General features: G+C 61.9%; 18 protein-coding genes. 10 read left to right on the forward strand and 8 right to left on the reverse strand.

Features of this window, described 5'->3' with window-relative positions:
* Window positions 1–205: 205 nt before the first annotated feature.
* The 7 genes from glpE to ACM6IP_RS09140 all read right to left on the reverse strand — a co-directional run bounded on the left by glpE (window position 206) and on the right by ACM6IP_RS09140 (window position 7932).
* Window positions 206–535, reverse strand: coding sequence for a thiosulfate sulfurtransferase GlpE (gene glpE / locus ACM6IP_RS09110; RefSeq protein WP_159998223.1), 330 nt, complete (start codon window positions 533–535; stop codon window positions 206–208).
* A gap of 33 nt (window positions 536–568) precedes the next feature.
* The gene (locus ACM6IP_RS09115; RefSeq protein WP_095170576.1) at window positions 569–1450 is read right to left on the reverse strand and encodes a symmetrical bis(5'-nucleosyl)-tetraphosphatase; all 882 of its coding nucleotides are present in this window, start codon (window positions 1448–1450) and stop codon (window positions 569–571) included.
* Window positions 1450–1830, reverse strand: a complete 381-nt coding sequence (gene apaG, locus ACM6IP_RS09120; protein WP_095170574.1) for a Co2+/Mg2+ efflux protein ApaG — start codon at window positions 1828–1830, stop codon at window positions 1450–1452. Before apaG ends, ACM6IP_RS09115 begins: the two co-directional genes overlap by 1 nt.
* Window positions 1831–2038: 208 nt before the next feature.
* Window positions 2039–2851 (reverse strand): 16S rRNA (adenine(1518)-N(6)/adenine(1519)-N(6))-dimethyltransferase RsmA, encoded by an 813-nt coding sequence (gene rsmA, locus ACM6IP_RS09125; protein WP_095170572.1) that lies wholly within the window; start codon window positions 2849–2851, stop codon window positions 2039–2041.
* Complete coding sequence (gene pdxA / locus ACM6IP_RS09130; RefSeq protein WP_159998219.1) at window positions 2848–3837, reverse strand: 4-hydroxythreonine-4-phosphate dehydrogenase PdxA; 990 nt, start codon at window positions 3835–3837, stop codon at window positions 2848–2850. The genes rsmA and pdxA overlap by 4 nt, the downstream gene beginning before the upstream one ends.
* The gene (gene surA, locus ACM6IP_RS09135) at window positions 3834–5150 is read right to left on the reverse strand and encodes a peptidylprolyl isomerase SurA (protein ID WP_143501275.1); all 1317 of its coding nucleotides are present in this window, start codon (window positions 5148–5150) and stop codon (window positions 3834–3836) included. Before surA ends, pdxA begins: the two co-directional genes overlap by 4 nt.
* A complete protein-coding gene (locus tag ACM6IP_RS09140; protein WP_414861316.1) occupies window positions 5131–7932 on the reverse strand; it encodes an LPS-assembly protein LptD in 2802 nt (933 codons plus the stop codon). Before ACM6IP_RS09140 ends, surA begins: the two co-directional genes overlap by 20 nt.
* A 130-nt stretch (window positions 7933–8062) precedes the next feature.
* On the opposite strand from ACM6IP_RS09140, the gene ACM6IP_RS09145 reads away from it, so the two are divergent.
* The 3 genes from ACM6IP_RS09145 to ACM6IP_RS09155 are packed head-to-tail and all read left to right on the forward strand — an operon-like array spanning window position 8063 to window position 10525.
* Entirely contained in the window at window positions 8063–9088 is a 1026-nt protein-coding gene (locus tag ACM6IP_RS09145; RefSeq protein ID WP_159998215.1) for an aminoglycoside phosphotransferase family protein, read from the forward strand.
* Window positions 9085–9756 carry an N-acetylmuramate alpha-1-phosphate uridylyltransferase MurU gene (gene murU / locus ACM6IP_RS09150; RefSeq protein ID WP_159998213.1) on the forward strand — a complete coding sequence of 224 codons (672 nt, stop codon included), beginning with the start codon at window positions 9085–9087 and terminating at the stop codon, window positions 9754–9756. The genes ACM6IP_RS09145 and murU overlap by 4 nt, the downstream gene beginning before the upstream one ends.
* A gap of 1 nt (window position 9757) precedes the next feature.
* The gene (locus ACM6IP_RS09155) at window positions 9758–10525 is read left to right on the forward strand and encodes a TerB family tellurite resistance protein (protein WP_414861317.1); all 768 of its coding nucleotides are present in this window, start codon (window positions 9758–9760) and stop codon (window positions 10523–10525) included.
* Between the two features lie 27 nt (window positions 10526–10552).
* Here the strand turns inward: ACM6IP_RS09155 and ACM6IP_RS09160 are convergent, their stop codons facing one another.
* Entirely contained in the window at window positions 10553–11542 is a 990-nt protein-coding gene (locus ACM6IP_RS09160; RefSeq protein ID WP_414861318.1) for an alpha/beta hydrolase family protein, read from the reverse strand.
* Window positions 11543–11616: 74 nt separating this feature from the next.
* Here ACM6IP_RS09160 and ACM6IP_RS09165 point away from each other — a divergent pair, with 74 nt between their 5' ends.
* The 7 genes from ACM6IP_RS09165 to ACM6IP_RS09195 all read left to right on the forward strand — a co-directional run bounded on the left by ACM6IP_RS09165 (window position 11617) and on the right by ACM6IP_RS09195 (window position 20738).
* The gene (locus tag ACM6IP_RS09165) at window positions 11617–14019 is read left to right on the forward strand and encodes a PAS domain S-box protein (protein ID WP_401125689.1); all 2403 of its coding nucleotides are present in this window, start codon (window positions 11617–11619) and stop codon (window positions 14017–14019) included.
* A gap of 17 nt (window positions 14020–14036) precedes the next feature.
* Complete coding sequence (locus tag ACM6IP_RS09170) at window positions 14037–14666, forward strand: response regulator transcription factor (RefSeq protein ID WP_084318557.1); 630 nt, start codon at window positions 14037–14039, stop codon at window positions 14664–14666.
* A gap of 339 nt (window positions 14667–15005) precedes the next feature.
* Window positions 15006–16130, forward strand: a complete 1125-nt coding sequence (locus ACM6IP_RS09175; RefSeq protein WP_095170555.1) for an ABC transporter ATP-binding protein — start codon at window positions 15006–15008, stop codon at window positions 16128–16130.
* Between the two features lie 44 nt (window positions 16131–16174).
* Window positions 16175–17218 (forward strand): ABC transporter substrate-binding protein, encoded by a 1044-nt coding sequence (locus ACM6IP_RS09180; RefSeq protein WP_095170554.1) that lies wholly within the window; start codon window positions 16175–16177, stop codon window positions 17216–17218.
* A 139-nt stretch (window positions 17219–17357) separates the two neighbouring features.
* The gene (locus ACM6IP_RS09185; RefSeq protein ID WP_095170552.1) at window positions 17358–18605 is read left to right on the forward strand and encodes an ABC transporter permease; all 1248 of its coding nucleotides are present in this window, start codon (window positions 17358–17360) and stop codon (window positions 18603–18605) included.
* Between the two features lie 13 nt (window positions 18606–18618).
* Window positions 18619–19443 (forward strand): ABC transporter permease, encoded by an 825-nt coding sequence (locus tag ACM6IP_RS09190; RefSeq protein WP_095170550.1) that lies wholly within the window; start codon window positions 18619–18621, stop codon window positions 19441–19443.
* A 146-nt stretch (window positions 19444–19589) separates the two neighbouring features.
* Window positions 19590–20738: an iron-containing alcohol dehydrogenase gene (locus ACM6IP_RS09195; protein ID WP_159998205.1), complete on the forward strand. Its 1149-nt coding sequence runs from the start codon at window positions 19590–19592 to the stop codon at window positions 20736–20738.
* Window positions 20739–20759 lie beyond the last annotated feature (21 nt).

Below are 20759 nucleotides of genomic sequence, written 5' to 3' on the forward strand. Positions count from 1 at the left end.
TTACCCCCCCAGAACACCTTCAAAGCTATCAACCCTGAAAGCTACTCCCGATGACCCGCTCGCCGGTGTACCGGCTCTCCCCTGTTTTGGATGGCCTGAGGCTAAGGATAGTTGGTAATCCGCGAGGTAAAGGAGCAATGCGCAATTTGTTGTGTACTACCGTTCGTCAGCCCACGCGGGACGTGGGCTGGAGCGCTGAAAAAAATTATTCGCCGCTACTTTTCGCGGTTTCTGAAGGGTACGTCGTACGCCACAGCTCGAAGCCACCGTCCATGCTGTAGACGTCGGAAAACCCCTGGCTGACCAGGTAGGCGGCAGCGCCCTGGCTGGAGTTGCCGTGGTAGCAGACCACTACCGTTGGCGCGTCGAGGTCGGCGGCGCGGATGAAGTCCGAGATGGAGTGGTTGTCCAGATGCGTGGAGCCGCTGATGTGCAGCGCTGCGTAGGTCGCGGGGTCGCGGATGTCGACCAGCACGGCGCCTTGTTCGCGCAGGGCTTGGGCTTGTTCGGGGGGGATACGTTTGAATTCGCTCATGGCGGGCTCCTGTGGCCAGACTGACAGCGCAGCCTAGCGCTTGACGCTGGCCGACAATGGTTCGGGGGTAGGTGGGGCGACAGGCGACGCAACATGGCCGTGCTCGTCGCACTGGCAACTCAGGCGTACGCCGGTGTCGATGTTCAGCAGGGTCATGGCGCCGCCCCAGACACAGCCAGTGTCGAGGGCGATGACGCCGGGCTCGTCGCACCGGCCTTCGAGTGCGGCCCAGTGGCCAAAAATGATCTTCAGGCCGCGAGTCTTGCGATCCTTGTGCTTGAACCAGGGCGCGTAGCCAGGCGGCGCGGTGTCGGCGCCTTCCTTGCCCTTGAGGTCAAGCTTGCCCTCGCTGGTGCAAAAGCGCATGCGGGTGAAGTAGTTGGTGATCACCCGCAGGCGAGTCACGCCTTTGAGGTCGCTGTCCCACTTGGCCGGCTCGTTGCCATACATGCCGTCCAGGTAGGGTGCGAACAGGTTGTCATCGCGCAGGGCGGCCTCGACTTCGGCGGCGCACTTGAGGGCCTTGCGCAGGGACCACTGCGGCGGGATGCCGGCATGTACCAGCACCATGTCGCGGATTTCGTCGTAGTGCAGGAGCTTTTGCTGGCGCAGCCACTCAAGCAGTTCCTTGGCGTCGGGCGCTTCGAGAATTTCGCGCAGGGTGTCGGCTTTCTTCAGGCGCTCGATCTTGTTCCCGGCGGCCAGCAGGTGCAGGTCATGATTACCCAGCACACAGACCAGCGACTGGCGGATGCTATAGAGGAAGCGCAAGGTTTCCAGCGACTGCGGGCCACGGTTGACCAGGTCGCCCACCAGCCACAGACGGTCGGTCTGCGGATCGAAGGCGACCTGCTTGAGCAGGCACTGCAGCGGCTCGAGGCAGCCCTGCAGATCGCCGACGGCATACGTCGCCATCAGTGCAGGGCTCCGGGCACCGCCAGGCGGAAGGGCGCGATGATGGCGTCGAAGTGTGTACCGTCTTCGGCGAGCATCTGGTAACTGCCCTGCATGTTGCCGACGCGGGTGGTCATTACGGTGCCGCTGCTGTAGGTGTGGCTCTGGCCGGCGGCGATCAACGGTTGCAGGCCAACCACGCCCGCACCACGAACCTCTTCGACATGGCCGTCACCATCGGTAATCACCCAGTGCCGCGAGAGCAACTTGGCGGGTAGCGAGCCGTTGTTGTGCACGGTGATGGTGTAGGCGAAGGCGAAACGGTTCTGCTCGGGTTGCGACTGTTCTGCCAGAAAGCGAGTGACGACGCTGACGTCGACCTGATAACGAGGATCGGACATGCAAGAAGGCCTTAAAAGCAAAAGCGCAGATTACCTAACGCGAGAGGTGATCAGTCTAGGCCAACTGGCAGGCAGTAGGCCAGAGATGCTGTGGCCGAGGACAGGAGAACGATGTGGTCTGCCTTGTAGGAGCTGGGTTGCCAGCGAGTGGATCTGTCGACTTTGCCGACGCCATCGCCAGCAAGCTGGCTCCTACAGGGGCTCTGAGTTATTCAGCGGCCGGCGCGGGCTGGATTGCCAGCTGATCGGCCAGGCGCACGAAGGCTGCCAGGTCGAGCTGTTCCGGGCGCAGGCTGCCATCGACGCCGGCGGCTTCGATTTCAGCGTTGCTGAGCAAGGCCTTGAGGGTGTTGCGCAGGGTCTTGCGACGCTGGTTGAAGGCTTCGCGAACGACCCGCTCCAGCAGGCGGTGGTCCTTGGCCGGGTGCGGCAGTACCGCGTGGGGCACCAGGCGCACGATAGCCGAGTCGACTTTGGGTGGCGGGTTGAACGCGCCAGGGCCGACATTGAACAGGTGTTCGACCCGGCAGTGGTACTGGACCATGATCGACAGACGGCCCCAATCGCCACCACCAGGACCCGCCGCCAGGCGCTCGACCACTTCCTTTTGCAGCATGAAGTGCATGTCGCGAATGATCCCGGCGTTGTTCAGCAGGTGGAAAATCAACGGCGTGGAGATGTTGTACGGCAGGTTGCCGACCACGCGCAGGCTGTTGGGCGCGGCATTCAGGCTGTTGAAATCGAACTTCAGTGCATCGCCCTGGTGCAGGTTGAAGTTGCTCTTGCCGGCGAACTGCTGGTTGAGGATCGGGATCAGGTCCTTGTCCAGCTCCACGACATCAAGCTGCGCGCCGCTGTTGAGCAGGCCTTCGGTCAGGGCACCCTGGCCCGGGCCGATTTCCAGCAGGCGGTCGTCGGCCTTGGCGTGGATGGAGCGCAGGATACGGTCGATTACGCCGGCGTCGTGCAGGAAGTTCTGGCCGAAGCGCTTGCGCGCCCGGTGTTGGTAATGCTCGGTCATAAACGGGTCTCGGCCATCTGGTAGGCGGTTTCCAGGGCAACTTGCAGGCTGCCGGTGTCGATTTTTCCGCTGCCAGCCAAGTCCAGGGCGGTGCCGTGGTCGACTGAAGTGCGGATGATCGGCAAGCCCAGGGTTACGTTGACTGCCGCGCCGAAGCCTTTGTACTTCAACACCGGCAGGCCCTGGTCGTGGTACATCGCCAGCACTGCGTCGCAGTGCTCCAGATATTTGGGGGTAAACAGAGTGTCGGCGGGCAGGGGACCACGCAGGTCCATGCCTTCGCCGCGCAGACGCTCAAGGGTGGGTTCGATGATATCGATTTCTTCATGGCCCAGGTGGCCGCCTTCGCCAGCGTGGGGGTTGAGTCCACAGACGAGGATGCGTGGCTGGGCGATGCCGAATTTGTGTTGCAGGTCGGCGTGCAGGATCCGCGTGACCCGCTCCAGGCGCTGCGGGGTAATTGCGTCGGCAATCTCGCGCAACGGCAGGTGAGTGGTCACCAGGGCGACGCGCAAGCCACGGGTGGCAAGCATCATCACCACTTGGCTGGTATGGGTCAGGTCGGCCAGGAATTCGGTATGCCCGGAAAAGGCAATTCCGGATTCGTTGATCACGCCTTTGTGCACCGGGGCGGTGATCATTCCGGCAAAGTCGCCATCCAGGCAGCCTTGGCCCGCGCGGGTCAGGGTTTGCAGGACAAAGGCGGCATTGGCCGGGTCCAGTTGACCTGCAACGACCGGGGCGTTGAGTGGTGTATCCCAGACGTACAGGCTGTTGGCGGGCGCGGGAACGTCCGGCCAGTGCCCGGGGCTGACGCTCAGCAGATCAACGACCACGCCCAGCTGCGCGGCCCGCTCGAGGAGCAGGTCGCGGCTGGTGATGGCTATCAGGGGGTGTGGCTGGGCGTGCGAGGCGAGCAGCAGGCACAGGTCGGGACCTATGCCAGCTGGTTCGCCGGGTGTCAGAGCGAAACGTCTGGGTTTCACTTCGGTGCCTGGTCGACGCCAGGGAGCTTGATTTCAACGTAGGCTTCGTCACGGATCTGACGCAACCAGGTTTGCAGCTCTTCGTCGTACTTGCGGTTACGCAACACAGTCATCGCTTGTTGATCGCGCGCCTGGCTGGTGCTGTCGGTGGCGCGACGGCCAAGGACTTCCAGGACGTGCCAGCCATACGGGCTCTTGAACGGTTTGGACAACTGACCTTGCGGGGTGTTGTTCATCACGGTACGGAATTCCGGTACCAGTGCGTTCGGATCGATCCAGTTCAGGTCGCCGCCGTTGAGGGCAGAACCTGGGTCTTCGGAGTAGGTCTTTGCCAGTTCGGCGAAGTCTTCACCCGCTTCGATGCGCTCGTAGAGTTTCTGCGCCAGGCGCTTGGTTTCTTCTTCGCTGCGGATTTCGCTCGGCTTGATCAGGATGTGACGAACGTGGACTTCGTCACGGGTCTGATTACCACCGCCGCGTTTTTCCAGCAGCTTGAGGATGATGAAACCGCCAGGGGTACGTGCTGGTTGGGTGATGTCACCGACGGACATGGCACTCAGTTCACGGTCGAACGGCGGTGGCAGTTGAGCGGCCTTGCGCCAGCCCATGTCGCCGCCTTCCAGGGCGTTGTCGCTACCGGATTTGGCAATCGCCAGTTGGGTGAAGTCGGCGCCCTGCTTGAGTTGCTGGTAAACCTCCATCGCCTGGCGGTACGCAGCCTGAATCGCTTCGGAGTTGGCGCTTTCCGGGGTCGGAATCAGGATGTTGGCCAGGTGCAGTTCTTCCGACAGCTGCATCTTGCCCAGGTCAGAGGCGAGGAAGTTCTTCACTTCCTGCTCGGTGACCTGGATGCGCTCGGCGACCCGACGCTGACGCACACGGCTGATGATCATTTCACGGCGCACTTGCTCACGAGCGTCTTCATAAGACAGGCCATCGCGGGACAGGGCGGCGCGGAATTGATCCACGGTCATGTTGTTGCGCTGGGCAATGGTGCCGATCGCCTGGTTCAGCTCTTCATCGGTGATACGGATGCCGGAACGCTCGCCGATCTGCAGTTGCAGGTTTTCGACGATCAGGCGCTCAAGCACCTGTTGTTCCAGCACGCCGGCCGGTGGAACGGCCGAGCCACGCTTGGCGATGGTTTGCTGGACTTCGTGAACCCGTTGGTCCAGTTGGCTCTGCATGACCACGTCGTTGTCGACGATGGCCACCACTTTGTCGATGGACTGTACCGCGGCGCTGGCCGCGGTACTCAGGAACAGCGCGCCCAGCATCAGCGGGCGCAGACAATCAGAAAGCTTGGTCTTCACGTTCACGATAACCTTGGATGCCTTTGTCGAGGAAGCTCTCTACTTTGGTGCCAACTACGCCACCGAGACCTTTCAGAACGATTTGGAGGAAGATGCCGTGGTCGCCTTTTTCGTTTTGCGGGGCTTCCTGACTGAATTCGTCATAGGACACCCAGTAACGGTTGATCAGGCGCAGTTTCCAGCAGCAGTTGTCGTATTCGAAACCACCGAAGGCTTCCAGCGTACGGTTGCGGTTGTAGTCGTACTGCCAGCGGCTGATGGCATTCCATTGCGGCACGACAGGCCAGATGACCGAGAAGTCGTGCTGTTGGATCTTGTAGTAATCCTTGACGTAGCCAGGCTGGCCCGGGGTGCCGTAGTCGCCGCCGCCCACAGTCCATTTACCAGTGTTCTGGTCGTAGCGGACCTGGTCGTTGCGATAGCGATAACCGGCGTTGATAACCTTGTTCGGGTTGTCTTCAGGCTGGTAGTGGAACATCGCGCTGCCCGAGCGAGGGCTGTGGCTGTCCGGATCCCAGTTGTAGTCGGCCGTGGTGCGCCAATCGCGGTTCCAGCGGTATTCGTATTCCAGGGCATACGGCGACACGTTGGAGTGGGCATCCTCGCGGGTCTTGGCATCGATACCCGGCAACTGGACTTCGCGGTCCTTGAAGTACAAGGCCTGGCCGACGCTGATGCGTTGACGCTCGAAGCCGTTTTCTTCGATCCAGCGGTTGGTTACACCCAGCGACAGTTTGTTTTCGTCGCCGACACGGTCGGAGCCGGTGAAACGGTTGTCGCGGAACAGCGAGGAGTAGCTGAACACGGATTCGCTGGTGTCGAACACTGGAATGTCGGACTGGTCTTTCTCGGGAACATAGAGATAGTACAGGCGCGGTTCCAGGGTCTGGCGGTAGTTCTTGCCGAACCATTGGGTATTGCGGTCGAAGTACAGGCCGCTGTCGATGCTGGCAATCGGCACGGCGCGGTTTTGATTGCGGTCATAAGTGCCGTTGAGGCGATCGCCTTCCGAACCCTGGTTGGCAATGTCGAGTTTGCCTTGATTGTCGAGGTCCAGATCGTACTGAGTGTATTGGTACTTCAGCGACGGCTTCACGAAGCCATAGGTCCAGTCGAGCGGGAGACTGACGCTTGGCGCCAGGTTCATCCGGTTGCCGGTAGCTCGCGCCAGACCCTGGACGTTAGTGTCGAGGCGGTCGTCAGGGTTGCCGTTTTCATCGAAGAAGGTCCCTGTTTGCAGATCGCGGTCAAAGCGTACGAGCTCGGTCTGGTAGGCAAAGTTCAGCCCGCCCGGTTGTTGTGGCAGAAAACCGTTGAAGGTGATCTGTGGCATGCGGTCGTACGGTGTGATGTTCGATACCGACGCCAACTCATAGGCCTGCGCGTTCAGACGTGCAGTGAAGGTGTCGCCACGGTAGCTGACAGCACCTTGCTGATTGACGAAATCGGAAACGCTTTTAACGCCCAACTGGTCGGTCTGCAGATCCTGGAAGTAGTAGGGATCGCTGATCTTGGTGTAGTCGACTTCGGTGAAGACCCGCGAATCGAGGCCGCCTTTGTGCTGCCAGTTGTACATGTAGCGGGTTTTTTCGTAGTCGGACTGCAGCTTGCGCTCGTCTTCCTGGTCGTCCAGGTACGCCCCACCGAACTGGCCTTCGCTGGATTCGGTCAGGTAACGGAACTCGCCTTCCACCATCATGCCGCGCTTGCTCATGTAGCGCGGGTACAACGTGGCATCGTAGTTCGGTGCCAGGTTGAAGTAGTACGGCGTGACCAACAGCATCCCGGTATCGCTGCCGCTGCCGATGGTCGGCGGCAGGAAGCCGGACTGGCGGCGGTCATCGATCGGGAAATAGATGTACGGCGTGTACAGGACTGGAATGTCCTTGACCCGCAGCGTCACGTTGGTCGCGGTACCGAAGCCGGTCGCCGGGTTCAGCGTGATGTTGTTGCCCTTGAGCTGCCAGGCGTTGCTGTTCGGCTCACAGGTGGTGTAGGTACCGTCCTTGAGACGGATGATCGCGTTTTCTGCACGCTTGGCGTACAGCGCGTTACCGCGCACACGGGACTTGTGCAACACGTATTCGGCGTTGTCGACCTTGGCTTCGCCAGTGTCCAGTTGCACGTCGGCGTGGTCGCCAACGATCAGCGCGCCGTTGTCGCGCACCCGGACGTTGCCGTTGAGCTCGCCACGGTTCTCGGCCTGGTACAGGCTGGCCTCGTCGGCCTCGACCTGCATGCTGCCCTGGCGCATGACCACGTCACCGGCGAGGGTGGCAATCTGCTGTTCCTGCTGGTAGCGGGAAGCCTTGGCACCGATAAAGGTCGGCGCGTCGCTTTTGCTCGTCTTGTCATTCATGCCAGGACGAGTCGGTTCGACATAGGCACCGGAGCAGTACGGACCGGTTTCGGCCAGTTGGGCAGCGGTAAGCTGTTCACGCGGGACCCAGTCGAGGTGACTGTAGTCGGCGCTGCGCGACTTCAGGCCGCGGCCCTTGGCTTCGGTAACCAACGCCGGTTTGTCGGCGCTTTCGCCGGCAACGCTGGTGTCTGCTGCCGATTCGTTGCCCGAGCTGACCGCACTGGCATCATGCACAGGGCGCGGAGGCAGTTGAGCCGCGTTGGTTTTCGGCGCGCAATCCCAGGCACCCGAAGCAGAGACTGAGCAGTCATACTGTTCCGCGGCGACCACGAAGGAAGTGGCTAGAGGTTGCAGGGCCAGCAGACTGCCGGTAACCAACAACGGAAATTTTTTACGAAACGCGGGGGATTTCAATGCCATCTTATTAGTCCGGGCTTCCTGCGTGCCATCTGCCCGCGGTGTGGGCCGCACGCCTCTCGATGGTCTGAAAAAGATGCTGGATAATAAAGCATGACCCGCTTGACGGCTAGCGCCGTCGGAGACCCTTGCAATGCCTGATCAAGATGTACGCTTGCTACACCTGAAAGTTTGGCTCGATGAGCAATTGGCCATCCTGTTTGCCGCACAAGGCTGGGGGGCTGTGCCCCAGGCCACGTTGACTGCGGCCAGCAGCGACGCGAGTTTCCGCCGTTACTTCCGCTGGGAAGGTGATGGCAGGAGTTTTGTCGTCATGGATGCACCACCGCCCCAGGAAAACTGCAAACCGTTCGTGGATATCGCCTTTTTGCTGGCGAAATCCGGGATTAACGTGCCGAAAATCTACGCAGAGGACCTCGAGCGCGGATTTCTTTTGCTCAATGACCTGGGTAACCAGACCTATCTGGACGTGATCAACGACGAAAACGCCGATCGCTTGTTCGATGACGCCCTGCAGGCGTTGCTGGCTTTCCAGCAGTTGCCGATGGTGGCGCCGTTGCCCAGTTATGATGTGGCCCTGTTGCGTCGCGAGCTGGAGCTGTTCCCCGAGTGGTACGTGAAGCGCGAACTGGGGATCGAGTTCGACTCGCACCAACAAGCCCTCTGGCAGCGTGCCAGCGACCTGCTGATCGACAGCGCCCTGGCCCAGCCGAAAGTGCTGGTGCATCGTGACTATATGCCGCGCAACCTGATGATCAGCGAGCCGAATCCAGGCGTGCTGGATTTCCAGGACGCGGTGTACGGCCCGGTGACCTACGACGTGACCTGCCTGTTCAAGGACGCCTTCCTCAGTTGGCCCGAGACCCGCGTGCTCGGCTGGCTGGAGCGTTACTGGCAACAGGCCGGTGAACTCGGGATTGCAGTCCAGGCGGACTTCCAGGAGTTCCTGCGAGCCAGCGACCTGATGGGTGTGCAGCGGCATCTGAAGGTGATCGGGATCTTCGCCCGTATCTGCCATCGCGACGGCAAGCCGCGCTACCTGACGGACGTGCCGCGGTTCTTTGCTTATATAGAAGCCGTATTGGCCCGTCGGCCAGAACTGGCGGAGTTGGCTGAGCTGCTGGCCAGTCTGCGCCCGGCGCCCGGAGCTTGTGTATGAAGGCGATGATTCTGGCGGCCGGCAAGGGCGAGCGCATGCGCCCCTTGACGCTGACCACGCCCAAGCCACTGGTGCAGGTCGGCGGCGTACCGCTGATCGAGTACCACCTCAAGGCCCTGGCGGCGGCGGGTTTCACCGAGGTGGTGATCAACCACGCCTGGTTGGGGCAGCAGATCGAAGACTACCTGGGAGACGGTTCGCGTTATGGCCTGAGCATTCAGTACTCGCCGGAAGGCGAGCCACTGGAAACCGGGGGCGGGATCTTCCGTGCCCTGGAGATGCTGGGCGAGGGCGCCTTTGTGGTGGTCAATGGCGACATCTGGACCGATTACGACTTCAGTGTCTTGCGCCGGCCACTGGCCGGCTTGGCCCACCTGGTGCTGGCCGATAACCCGGCCCACCACCCAGGAGGGGATTTTGCCCTGGTTGAAGGACAGGTCTTCGACGGCCAGGCCGATGCGCCGACCCTGACCTACAGCGGCATCGCCGTGCTCGACCCCAAGCTGTTCACCGGTTGCAGCGACGGTGCGTTCAAATTGGCGCCGCTATTGCGCAACGCCATGGCCCAAGGGCAGGTGAGTGGCGAGCGGTTGTCAGGTCATTGGGTGGATGTCGGCACCCACGAGCGTCTGGCCGAAGTCGAACACTTGCTGCAAGCGAGCCGCTGAGATGTTGTGGCCAGGGACTCTGATCGGAGCCGGGGCGGGTTTTGCCATCGCCAGCATTCCGGGGGCCATGCTTGGCGCATTGTTGGGGCAGGCGCTGGATCGGCGCTTGCAACTGCAAAGCCTGGGGCATCTGCGCGAGCGCCTGGGCGGGCGCGCGATGTTGCGCAACGATGAATTGCTGTTCGTGCTGCTCGGGCGCCTGGCCAAGAGCGACGGCCGGGTGGGCGACGGCCATATCTACCAGGCGCGCCAGGAAATGCGCGCACTGGAGATGAACGAATTTGCCCAGAAACGCGCGATTGCGGCGTTCAACCGTGGCAAGAGCGGGCACGATCGGTTGCGTGGCTACCTGCGCCGTTTGCGCGCACAGCCCCATGCTGCCGAAGGGGTGTTGCGGGCGTGCTGGCGGATGGTCTGGGCAGACGGGCGTGCGGGCCGTGCCGAGCGCGAGCTGCTGGCCCAATGGGGCAAATGGCTGGACTGGACGCCGGAGCAGGTGCAGGCCCTGGCCCAGGATTACGAACTGCACAAGCGACCCTTGGCCAACAGTGGCGAGGCTTACCAACACGCCATGCGCCTGCTGGGGGTGACGCTGAGCAGCGAGCCGGAGCAGATCAAGCGGGCCTACCGACGCCTGCTCAGTCGGCATCACCCGGACAAGATCGCTGGCAGCGGGGCTTCGCCGTCCCAGGTGCGCGAAGCGACGGAGAAGACCCGGGAGTTGCACAGCGCCTATGCGTTGATTCGTCAGCGCCGCGATTTTCGCTAGGGAGCATCGAGCGCAGTAGCGCCCTGTCTAGGGCAACTGCGCGGCGTTGTCCTGCGGGGTCAACCAGCCTCGCACCCGGCGTACCAATTGTTCCTGTTGGGCGGCGTTGTTGCCGGGCAGGGCGTTCAGGGAAATCTGCCGGAAACTCGAATCCTTCAGCCGTTTGCTGGCCTGCAGGCGTTCCTGGGCTGCGCGTTGCAGCAACGGTTTGTCGTTGTAGTACAGATCCAGGGTTGGCAATTTCAATCCGCTGGTCAGTTCCGCCAGCCCGGGTGTGCTGGAGGCGGGTACCTGGGCGGCGACCATCACCAGCTTCGCGACTTGGGCAGGCTGTTTTTCGCTCAGGTAACGGGCGGCCCAGTAAGCTCCGGTGCCGTGGCCGAGCAGGACGATACTGCGGGCGTTCTGTTGCTCTGCAAACGCCAGGGCGGCGTCGATGCGCAAGAAGATTCGCTGGGTATCGGCCTTGAGTTGCTCATCGTGGGTCTGCGGCACCGGCTGATCAGGCACCTCACCTTCGCCACCGGCCACTTGCTCGATAGGGGCCGCGGTGTTGGCGTCTTTACTCGGGGGTTCGGTGCTGACCGGTGCCGTTGCACTTTCGAGGATGCGCGGTTGGGGGGCATTGCTTTGCAGGTCCGGCAGGGTAAGACTCAGGCTGCTCCAGTCGGCGTCGGGCAATTTTTGCCGCAACGGCGCGACGGCTTGAGGCCAGTCAGCTGTTTCGCCTGTGCCCGGGATGATAATCACCGTACCTTGGGGCTCGCTGGTGTTGGCCGGCTGCCACAGGGCCAGGAAGGTCTCGCTGCCTGCCGACAACTGTTGCTGTTCGCCAGGGGGCAGGCTGCGTTGCAGGGCAAAAGCTTCTTCCTGGCTACGCTCAGGCAGGGGCTGGCGTTGCTCGGAGGGTGCGCTGGCAGCAGGTTCCGTTGGCTCGGCAGCCTGGGCGGAAAAGGCGCCAGGCAAGATCAACGACAGGCACAATACTGGCAGTGCCAGGCGGTAGACAGGGGGCATCGGATATTCCAGGCCAGAAGTATTCCCGGCAGCCTAATGGGTTGGTCAGTATTTGTCAGTGTGTGAGAGTTCGCATGAAACGTCTTTGCTGCCTGTTGCTTATCGGCTGTTTCTGGCTTCCCTTGATGGCCTGGGCGGCTGCCGCGCCGCCTGCGCGCGTGGCGCAACTGAGCAGCGAGCAACGGCAATGGCTGGCCCGTCACTCTGAGCTGCGGGTCGGTGTGGTGCTGCAGGCGCCTTACGCGCAGTACGACCGGCGGCTGCAGCGCCTGTCCGGGGCCAATATCGAATTGATGCAGTGGCTGGCCAGCGCCCTGAAGGTCGAGCTGACCTGGCGCAACTTTCCCGATGTCGCGCAGTTGGAGCAGGCGGTGCGTGAGGGGGAGGTCGACCTGGCCCCAGGCCTGACCCAAACCCCAGCCGCCCTGCGCTTGTGGCAATTCACTGACCCCTATATGCGCGTGCCGCAATTGGTGGTGGGTCAACAGAAGGGCGCCGGCGCGGTGGATCTTGAGAAGCTCGACGATCAGTCACGGGTCGCGGTGCGGATGCCCAGTGCGATCGCCGATTACCTGCGCAGCAACTACCCCAACCTCAATTTGCAGGGCGTGCCCCAGGAACGCCAGGCCCTGCAACTGCTTCTCTCCCAGCAAGCGCGTTACGCGGTCATCGATGAGGCCCAACTCAGCCGGCTGTCCGCCGAGTCCGAGTTTGCCGGGTTGGCCGTAGTGGGGGATATCGGCCTGCCGCAGTTGCTGCGGGTGGCTACCCGTCGCGATTGGCCGGAGTTGGCCGGCATCGTCGAAAGCGCCTTGCACGCGATTCCGGCCAAGGACCTGGAGCAATTGCACGCACGCTGGTTGCAACCCAAGTACCCACGTTTGTCGGAGTCCCCGGGGTTCTGGCAGAACCTCTGCCTGTTGCTGGGGGTATTGCTGCTGAGCGCCATGGCCATCGTGATCTGGCAACGGCGCCAGCAACACCTGCTCGAGCAGCGCTTGCTCGCCGCCCGCGAGGACATTGCCCTGCGCGCGGCCAGCGAAGAAGCGTTGCGCCTGACACAGTTCTCCATCGATCAAAGCACCGTCGGGATCCTCTGGGTCAATTGGGACAGCCACGTGCGCTACGCCAACCGGGCGGCCGAGGACATGCTCGGGTATGTCTCGGGCGGGGTGATCGACCGACCGCTGATCGACTTCGAACCCAACTTGCACATGGACCGTTGGTTGAACCTGTGGAAACGCGCGCGGGCCAGCGAGGAGGGGCCGCAAAGCTTCGAAACCAATTGCCTGCGCGCCGATGGCAGCATTTTGCCGGCTGACGTGACTTTGAGCTTCCTGCGCTTTCGCGACAGCGAATACCTGGTGGTCTACCTCAATGACGTCACTGAGCGCCGGCGGGCCTTGGCGGCCTTGCGCGAAAGCGAGGCGCGGCTGCAGGGGATTGCCGCCAACGTACCCGGACTGGTATTTCGTCTTGAGCGGGCGCCGGTGACCGGGCAAATCGACTTTGCCTACATCAGCGAAGGCAGTGAGAGCCTGGTGGGCTACTCGCCCGCCACCTTGAGCCATCGCGACATGGGCCTGCGCAGTGTGGTACATCCGCAGGACAGAGCCAGTTACCACCGCACCCAGGATCACGCGCTGGACACCGACAGTGACTGGTCGTGGCAAGGCCGCATCCTCACCCGCCAGGGGCAGCAACGCTGGGCCGAGATCAAGGCCATCACTCGGCGCCTCGACGATGGCGCCTTTGTCTGGGACGGGATCGTCTGGGACATCAGCGAGAGCAAGCGCATCGAACTGGAACTGGCCAGCTCCCGCGAGCAACTGCGTGAGCTGTCGGCGCATCTGGAGAGTGTGCGCGAAGAGGAAAAGGCGCGGATTGCCCGGGAAGTCCACGATGAGTTGGGACAGATGCTGACGGTACTCAAGCTGGAAACCTCGATGTGCGAATTGGCCTACGCCGAACTGGACCCGGGCCTGAGTGATCGGCTCAATAGCATGAAACGCCTGATCGCCCAGCTGTTCCAACTGGTGCGGGACGTGGCCACGGCGCTGCGTCCGCCGATTCTGGACGCCGGCATCGCCTCGGCCATCGAGTGGCAGGCCCGGCGTTTTGAGGCGCGTACCCAGATTCCCTGCCTGGTGCAGGTGCCCGACAACCTGCCGGTGCTGAGTGACGCCAAGGCGATTGGCTTGTTCCGGATCCTCCAGGAGGCACTGACCAATGTCATGCGCCACGCCCAGGCGCATACTGTCGAATTGACACTGGTGCTGGAAGACGAGCAGTTGTGCCTGACCGTCAGCGACGATGGTGTAGGTTTTGTCGCTCAAGCCGGTAGGCCGACTTCCTTTGGGGTAGTGGGCATGCGCGAGCGAGTGTTGATCATGGGTGGCACACTGCAGCTCGACAGCGTGCCGGGCGAGGGCACCACCCTTGAGGTCCGTGTGCCTTTGCATGAAGCGTGCAACTGATTTTTCTGGAGAAGCCTGTGATCCGTGTACTGGTAGCCGAAGACCACACCATCGTGCGTGAAGGCATCAAGCAATTGATCGGCCTGGCCAAGGATCTGTTGGTGGTGGGGGAGGCGAGCAATGGCGAACAGTTGCTCGAAACCTTGCGCCACGTGCCCTGTGAGGTGGTGTTGCTGGACATTTCCATGCCCGGGGTGAATGGCCTGGAGGCGATCCCGCGGATTCGCGCCCTGAACAATCCACCGGCGATTCTGGTGCTGTCGATGCACGACGAGGCGCAGATGGCCGCCCGTGCCTTGAAGGTCGGGGCCGCCGGTTATGCCACCAAGGACAGCGACCCGGCACTGCTGCTGACGGCGATTCGCAAGGTGGCGGCTGGCGGGCGCTATATCGATCCGGAGCTGGCGGATCGAATGGTCTTCGAAGTCGGCCTGACTGATTCACGGCCCCTGCATTCGCTACTCTCGGAGCGCGAGTTCTCGGTGTTCGAGCGCCTCGCGCAGGGCGCCAACGTCAATGACATCGCCCAGCAACTGGCGTTGAGCAGTAAGACCATCAGCACCCACAAGGCGCGGCTGATGCAGAAACTCAACATCACCTCACTGGCGGAGTTGGTGAAGTACGCCATGGAGCACAAGCTGCTCTGAACAATACGCGATCCCCTGAGCGAGGCTTGCCCGCGAAGATGTCAGCACATTCAACATCAATGTGACTGACACACCGCCTTCGTGGGCAAGCCTCGCTCCTACAGAACACCGTGTTGGCATATCCATTTACGACATCCCGCCAAACCGCTTTTGCCGGTTCTTGTGGCTTGTAGCGGAAAACTCGCTGCCGACCTGTCCAAACGCGCCATCCTTGTAGGGCAATCCCTACCCCCAACCTTCCATCTGGCTGAGGCGATTCTCTCCTGCGCCCCGATTTGCGTGGCTGTGCGTAGCCACTAGGCTTAATCCACGGCAGTCATCAACAATAAAGGTGTGGGTATGAGCGAGGTCGATTCAAGCGCGGGGACCAATGATGTACTGGTCAGCTTTCGTGGCGTGCAGAAGAGCTACGACGGCGAGAACCTGATCGTCAAAGACCTCAACCTGGATATTCGCAAAGGCGAGTTCCTCACCTTGCTCGGGCCTTCCGGCTCCGGCAAGACCACCAGCCTGATGATGCTCGCCGGTTTCGAAACCCCGACCGCCGGCGAGATCCTGCTGGCCGGGCGTTCGATCAACAACGTGCCGCCGCACAAGCGTGACATCGGCATGGTGTTCCAGAACTACGCCCTGTTCCCGCACATGACGGTGGCCGAGAACCTGGCGTTCCCGCTGACCGTGCGTGGTCTGAACAAGAGTGACGTCAGTGACCGGGTCAAGCGTGTCCTGAGCATGGTTCAGCTCGATGCCTTCGCTCAGCGTTACCCGGCCCAGCTTTCCGGTGGCCAGCAGCAGCGGGTGGCCCTGGCCCGGGCGCTGGTGTTCGAGCCGCAACTGGTGCTGATGGACGAACCGCTCGGCGCTCTCGATAAACAGCTGCGTGAACACATGCAGATGGAGATCAAGCACCTGCACCAGCGCCTGGGTGTGACCGTGGTCTATGTGACCCACGACCAGGGCGAAGCCCTGACCATGTCCGACCGGGTGGCGGTGTTCCATCAAGGCGAAATCCAGCAGATCGCCCCACCTCGCACCCTGTACGAAGAACCGAAAAATACCTTCGTGGCCAACTTCATTGGCGAAAACAACCGCCTCAATGGCCGTCTCCACAGTCAGACCGGCGAGCGCTGCATTGTCGAGCTTGGGCGCGGGGAAAAGGTCGAGGCACTGGCGGTGAATGTCGGCAAGACCGGCGAGCCAGTGACTCTGTCCATTCGTCCGGAGCGGGTCAGCCTCAACGGCTCCAGTGAGGCGTGTGTCAACCGCTTCTCTGGGCGGGTGGCGGAATTCATCTATCTGGGCGACCACGTCCGTGTGCGCCTGGAAGTCTGCGGCAAGACCGATTTCTTCGTGAAACAGCCGATCGCCGAGCTGGATCCGGCGCTGGCCGTCGGAGACGTGGTGCCGCTTGGCTGGCAGGTCGAACACGTCCGTGCTCTCGATCCCCTTCTAGAGGCGAATTGATCGCCCCCTTGCTTCACCAACCCTGCACGTGGAGAGAACAATAAATGTTGAAATCCCTGAAATTCACCGCCCTGGCTCTGGGCATGATGGGTGCGGCACACGCGATGGCCGCGGGCTCGGACCTGACCGTGGTGTCGTTTGGCGGCGCGAACAAGGCCGCACAGGTCAAGGCCTTCTATGCGCCTTGGGAAGCAGCGGGCAACGGCAAGATCGTCGCCGGTGAATACAACGGTGAAATGGCCAAGGTCAAGGCCATGGTCGACACCAAGAGCGTGTCCTGGGACCTGGTGGAAGTAGAGTCGCCAGAGCTGTCCCGCGGTTGCGACGAGGACATGTTCGAGCAACTCGACCCTGCACTGTTCGGCAACACCGAAAATTACGTCAAGGGTGCGATCCAGCCGTGCGGCGTTGGTTTTTTCGTCTGGTCGACCGTGCTGGCCTACAACGCCGACAAGCTGAAAACCGCGCCGACCAGTTGGGCCGACTTCTGGGACACCAAGAACTTCCCGGGCAAACGCGGCCTGCGTAAAGGCGCCAAGTACACCCTGGAATTTGCCTTGATGGCCGACGGCGTGGCGCCGAAAGATGTCTACAAAGTGCTGGCCGGTAAAGATGGCCAGGACCGTGCCTTCAAGAAGCTCGACGAACTCAAGCCGAGCATCCAGTGGTGGGAAGCTGGCGCCCAGCCGCCGCAGTACCTGGCGTCCGGTGATGTGGTCATGAGCTCGGCGTACAACGGCCGGATCGCTGCCGTGCAAAAGGAAAGCAACCTGAAGGTGGTGTGGAACGGCGGTATCTACGACTTCGACGCCTGGGCCATTCCTAAAGGTCTGGACAAGACCCGCGCTGAAGCGGCGAAGAAATTCATCGCGTTCTCGGTCATGCCACAACAGCAGAAAACCTATTCGGAAAACATTGCCTACGGCCCGGCCAATACCCAGGCGGTACCCCTGTTGAACCCGGAAATTCTGAAAGACATGCCGACGACCCCGGAAAACATCGCCAACCAGGTGCAGATCGACGTCAGCTTCTGGGCGGACAACGGCGAGCAACTGGAGCAGCGCTTCAACTCCTGGGCAGCGAAGTAAGCGCGACCCTGTGGCAGAGGGCTTGCCCAATGCCAGTCAGTTAGAGGTTTGACAGCGTAATCCATGTTGGAGCGAGCTCGCTCGCTCCAACAGGTTGTTTGTCTGCCTCTGTAACGATCAAAGATTTTCGGAGTTCGCCATGGCCATCGCCGTTCCCCTGAACGAGGGCACCCATCGCACCTTGAAGCAGCGCCTGGCGCGTGCCGAGCGGGTCAACCGCTGGAAGGCCCAAGCCCTGATTGCGCCGTTGGTGCTGTTTCTGTTGCTGGTGTTTCTGGTGCCGATTGTGGCGCTGCTCTATAAAAGCGTCGGTAACCCGGAAGTGGTCGGCGGCATGCCGCGCACCGTAGCAGCGATCGCTGCCTGGGATGGCCGAGGCCTGCCAGCGGACCCGGTGTACAAGGCCGCCAGTGAAGACCTGGCCGAAGCCCGCAAGAATCAAACCTTGGGCGACCTGTCCAAGCGCCTGAACATGGAGTTGGCCGGCTACCGCAGCCTGCTGACCAAGACCGCCCGCGCGCTGCCGTTCAAGAGCGAGCCGGCGTCTTATAAAGACGCGCTCGAAGCGCTGGACGAGCGTTGGGGCGACCCGGCCTATTGGCAGGCCGTGCGCCGCAATACCAGCAGCCTGACGCCGTACTACCTGTTGGCGGCGGTTGATCACCGCATCGACGACCTCGGCGAAGTCGCCCCGGCCACGCCCGACCAGGCGATCTACCTCGACATCTTTGCCCGCACCTTCTGGATGGGCCTGGTGATCACGGCCATCTGTCTGGCGCTGGCCTATCCCCTGGCCTACCTGCTGGCCAACTTGCCGGCCCGGCAAAGCAACCTGCTGATGATCCTGGTGTTGCTACCGTTCTGGACCTCGATCCTGGTGCGGGTGGCCGCGTGGATCGTGTTGCTGCAGTCGGGCGGGTTGATCAACAGCGCAATGATGGCCATGGGCATTATCGATAAACCCCTGGAGTTGGTGTTCAACCGCACCGGGGTGTACATCTCGATGGTGCACATTCTGCTGCCGTTCATGATCCTGCCGATCTACAGCGTGATGAAAGGCATCTCGCCGACCTACATGCGGGCGGCGATTTCCCTGGGCTGCCATCCGTTCGCCAGCTTCTGGCGGGTGTACTTCCCGCAGACCTATGCCGGTGTCGGCGCCGGGTGCCTGCTGGTGTTCATCCTGGCGATTGGTTACTACATCACCCCGGCACTGCTGGGTAGCCCGAACGATCAGATGGTCAGCTACTTCGTCGCCTTCTACACCAACACCAGCATCAACTGGGGCATGGCGACGGCGCTCGGCGGGCTGCTGCTGTTGGCGACCATCGTGCTTTATCTGATTTACAGCTGGCTGGTGGGCGCCAGCCGCCTGCGCCTGAGCTAAGGGGAGAATCGAAATGCTGAGTCCTTATATGTCCCCCGTTGAACGGGTGTGGTTCTACAGCTTGCGGATTCTCTGCGGCTTGATTCTGTTGTTCCTGATCTTGCCGGTGCTGGTGATCATCCCGCTGTCGTTCAACTCCGGCAGCTTCCTGGTCTACCCGCTGCAAGGATTTTCGCTGCACTGGTACCAGGATTTCTTTGCCTCGGCCGAGTGGATGCGCGCCCTGAAGAACAGCATCATCGTGGCCCCGGCCGCGACCGTACTGGCGATGATCTTCGGGACGCTGGCGGCCATTGGCCTGACCCGCGGCGATTTCCCGGGCAAGGCCCTGGTGATGGCCCTGGTGATTTCGCCGATGGTGGTGCCCGTGGTGATCATCGGGGTGGCCAGTTACTTGTTCTTCGCCCCGCTGGGGCTGGGGAACAGCTTCTTCTCGCTGATTGTGGTGCACGCGGTACTGGGTGTGCCGTTCGTGATCATCACGGTGTCGGCGACCCTGCAAGGCTTCAACCACAACCTGGTGCGCGCCGCGGCCAGCCTCGGAGCCTCGCCCCTGACGGCGTTCCGCCGGGTGACTTTGCCGTTGATCGCCCCCGGGGTGATTTCCGGTGCGCTGTTTGCGTTTGCCACCTCGTTCGATGAAGTAGTGGTGACCCTGTTCCTCGCCGGCCCAGAGCAAGCGACCTTGCCGCGGCAGATGTTCAGCGGTATCCGCGAAAACCTCAGCCCGACCATCGCCGCCGCCGCAACGCTGCTGATTGCCTTCTCGGTGATCCTGCTGCTGACCCTGGAGTGGTTGCGTGGGCGCAGTGAGAAATTGCGTACTGCACAGGTCTGAAACCTGACATCAACCCCAGTGGGAGCAGACTCGCTCCCACTGGGGTGTTCAGTGGGCTTGAAGCCATTCACGGGCTGAATAACAGACAAAACCCAATCGACAGCTACTATTGTGCCCAGCTCCCCTATCTATAAGAGGCTGCGCACATGAGTCTTTGTTCTTTCAAAATCGCTCATAAGCTGCTCACCGGCACCGGTGCCATCGAGCAACTGGCCGCTGAACTGACCCGCCTGGATGTCGACCACCCGCTGATTGTCACCGATGCGGCGCTGGTCAAGTCCGGCACCGTGGAGCTGGCGCTGGCGCAACTGGGTGGACGCACCTACGAGATTTTCGACCGGGTGTTGCCCGACCCGGAAATCGCCATCGTCGAGGACTGCATGCGTGTCTACCGCGAGGGCGGGCATGACGGCCTGATCGGCCTGGGCGGCGGCAGTGCCATCGATATCGCCAAAAGCGTCGCGGCCTATGCCGGTTATCACGGCGCGCTCGAGGATTTGTTCGGCGTCGACCAGGTGCCGCGCAAGGGCCCGCCGCTGATCGCGATCCCGACCACCGCCGGCACGGGCTCGGAAGTCACCAACGTGGCGATCCTCTCCGACAAGCAGGCCCAACTGAAGAAAGGCATCGTCAGCGACTACCTGTTGCCTGACGTGGCGCTGGTCAGCCCGCAAATGACCCTGACCTGTCCGCGCAGTGTCACCGCCGCCAGTGGGGTGGATGCCCTGGTGCATGCGGTCGAGGCCTACCTGTCGGTGAATGCTTCGCCGATTACCGATGCCCTGGCCATCGGTGCCATCAAGCTGATCGCCAAGGCGCTGCCCAAGGCCTATGCCAATCCCGCGAACCTGCAGGCCCGTGAGGACATGGCCACTGCCAGCCTGATGGCCGGCATGGCGTTCGGCAACGCCGGGGTCGGCGCGGTGCATGCCCTGGCCTATCCGCTGGGCGGGCGCTTCAATATTGCCCATGGCGTGAGCAACGCGCTGTTGCTGCCCCATGTGATGGCCTGGAACAAGATGGCGTGCGTGGAGCGCATGCAGGACATTGCCCAGGCCTTTGGCCTCAATATCACGCACCTGAGTGCCGATGAAGCGGCGGACCAGGCGGTCGCGGCGATGGCGCGACTGTGTGCCGCAGTGGAAATTCCCCAGGGCTTGCGCAGTTTCGGCGTGCCCCAGGAGGCGATCCCGGCCATGGCGCTGGAGGCCGCGGGAATCGAGCGTTTGATGCGCAATAATCCGCGCCAGTTGACGGCCCTTGATATCGAGAAGATCTATCGAGCGGCTTACTGATCGTTACAGCCACGGTGCGCG

This window comes from Pseudomonas sp. IT-P176 (genome assembly GCF_949767245.1).
GTDB lineage: Bacteria > Pseudomonadota > Gammaproteobacteria > Pseudomonadales > Pseudomonadaceae > Aquipseudomonas.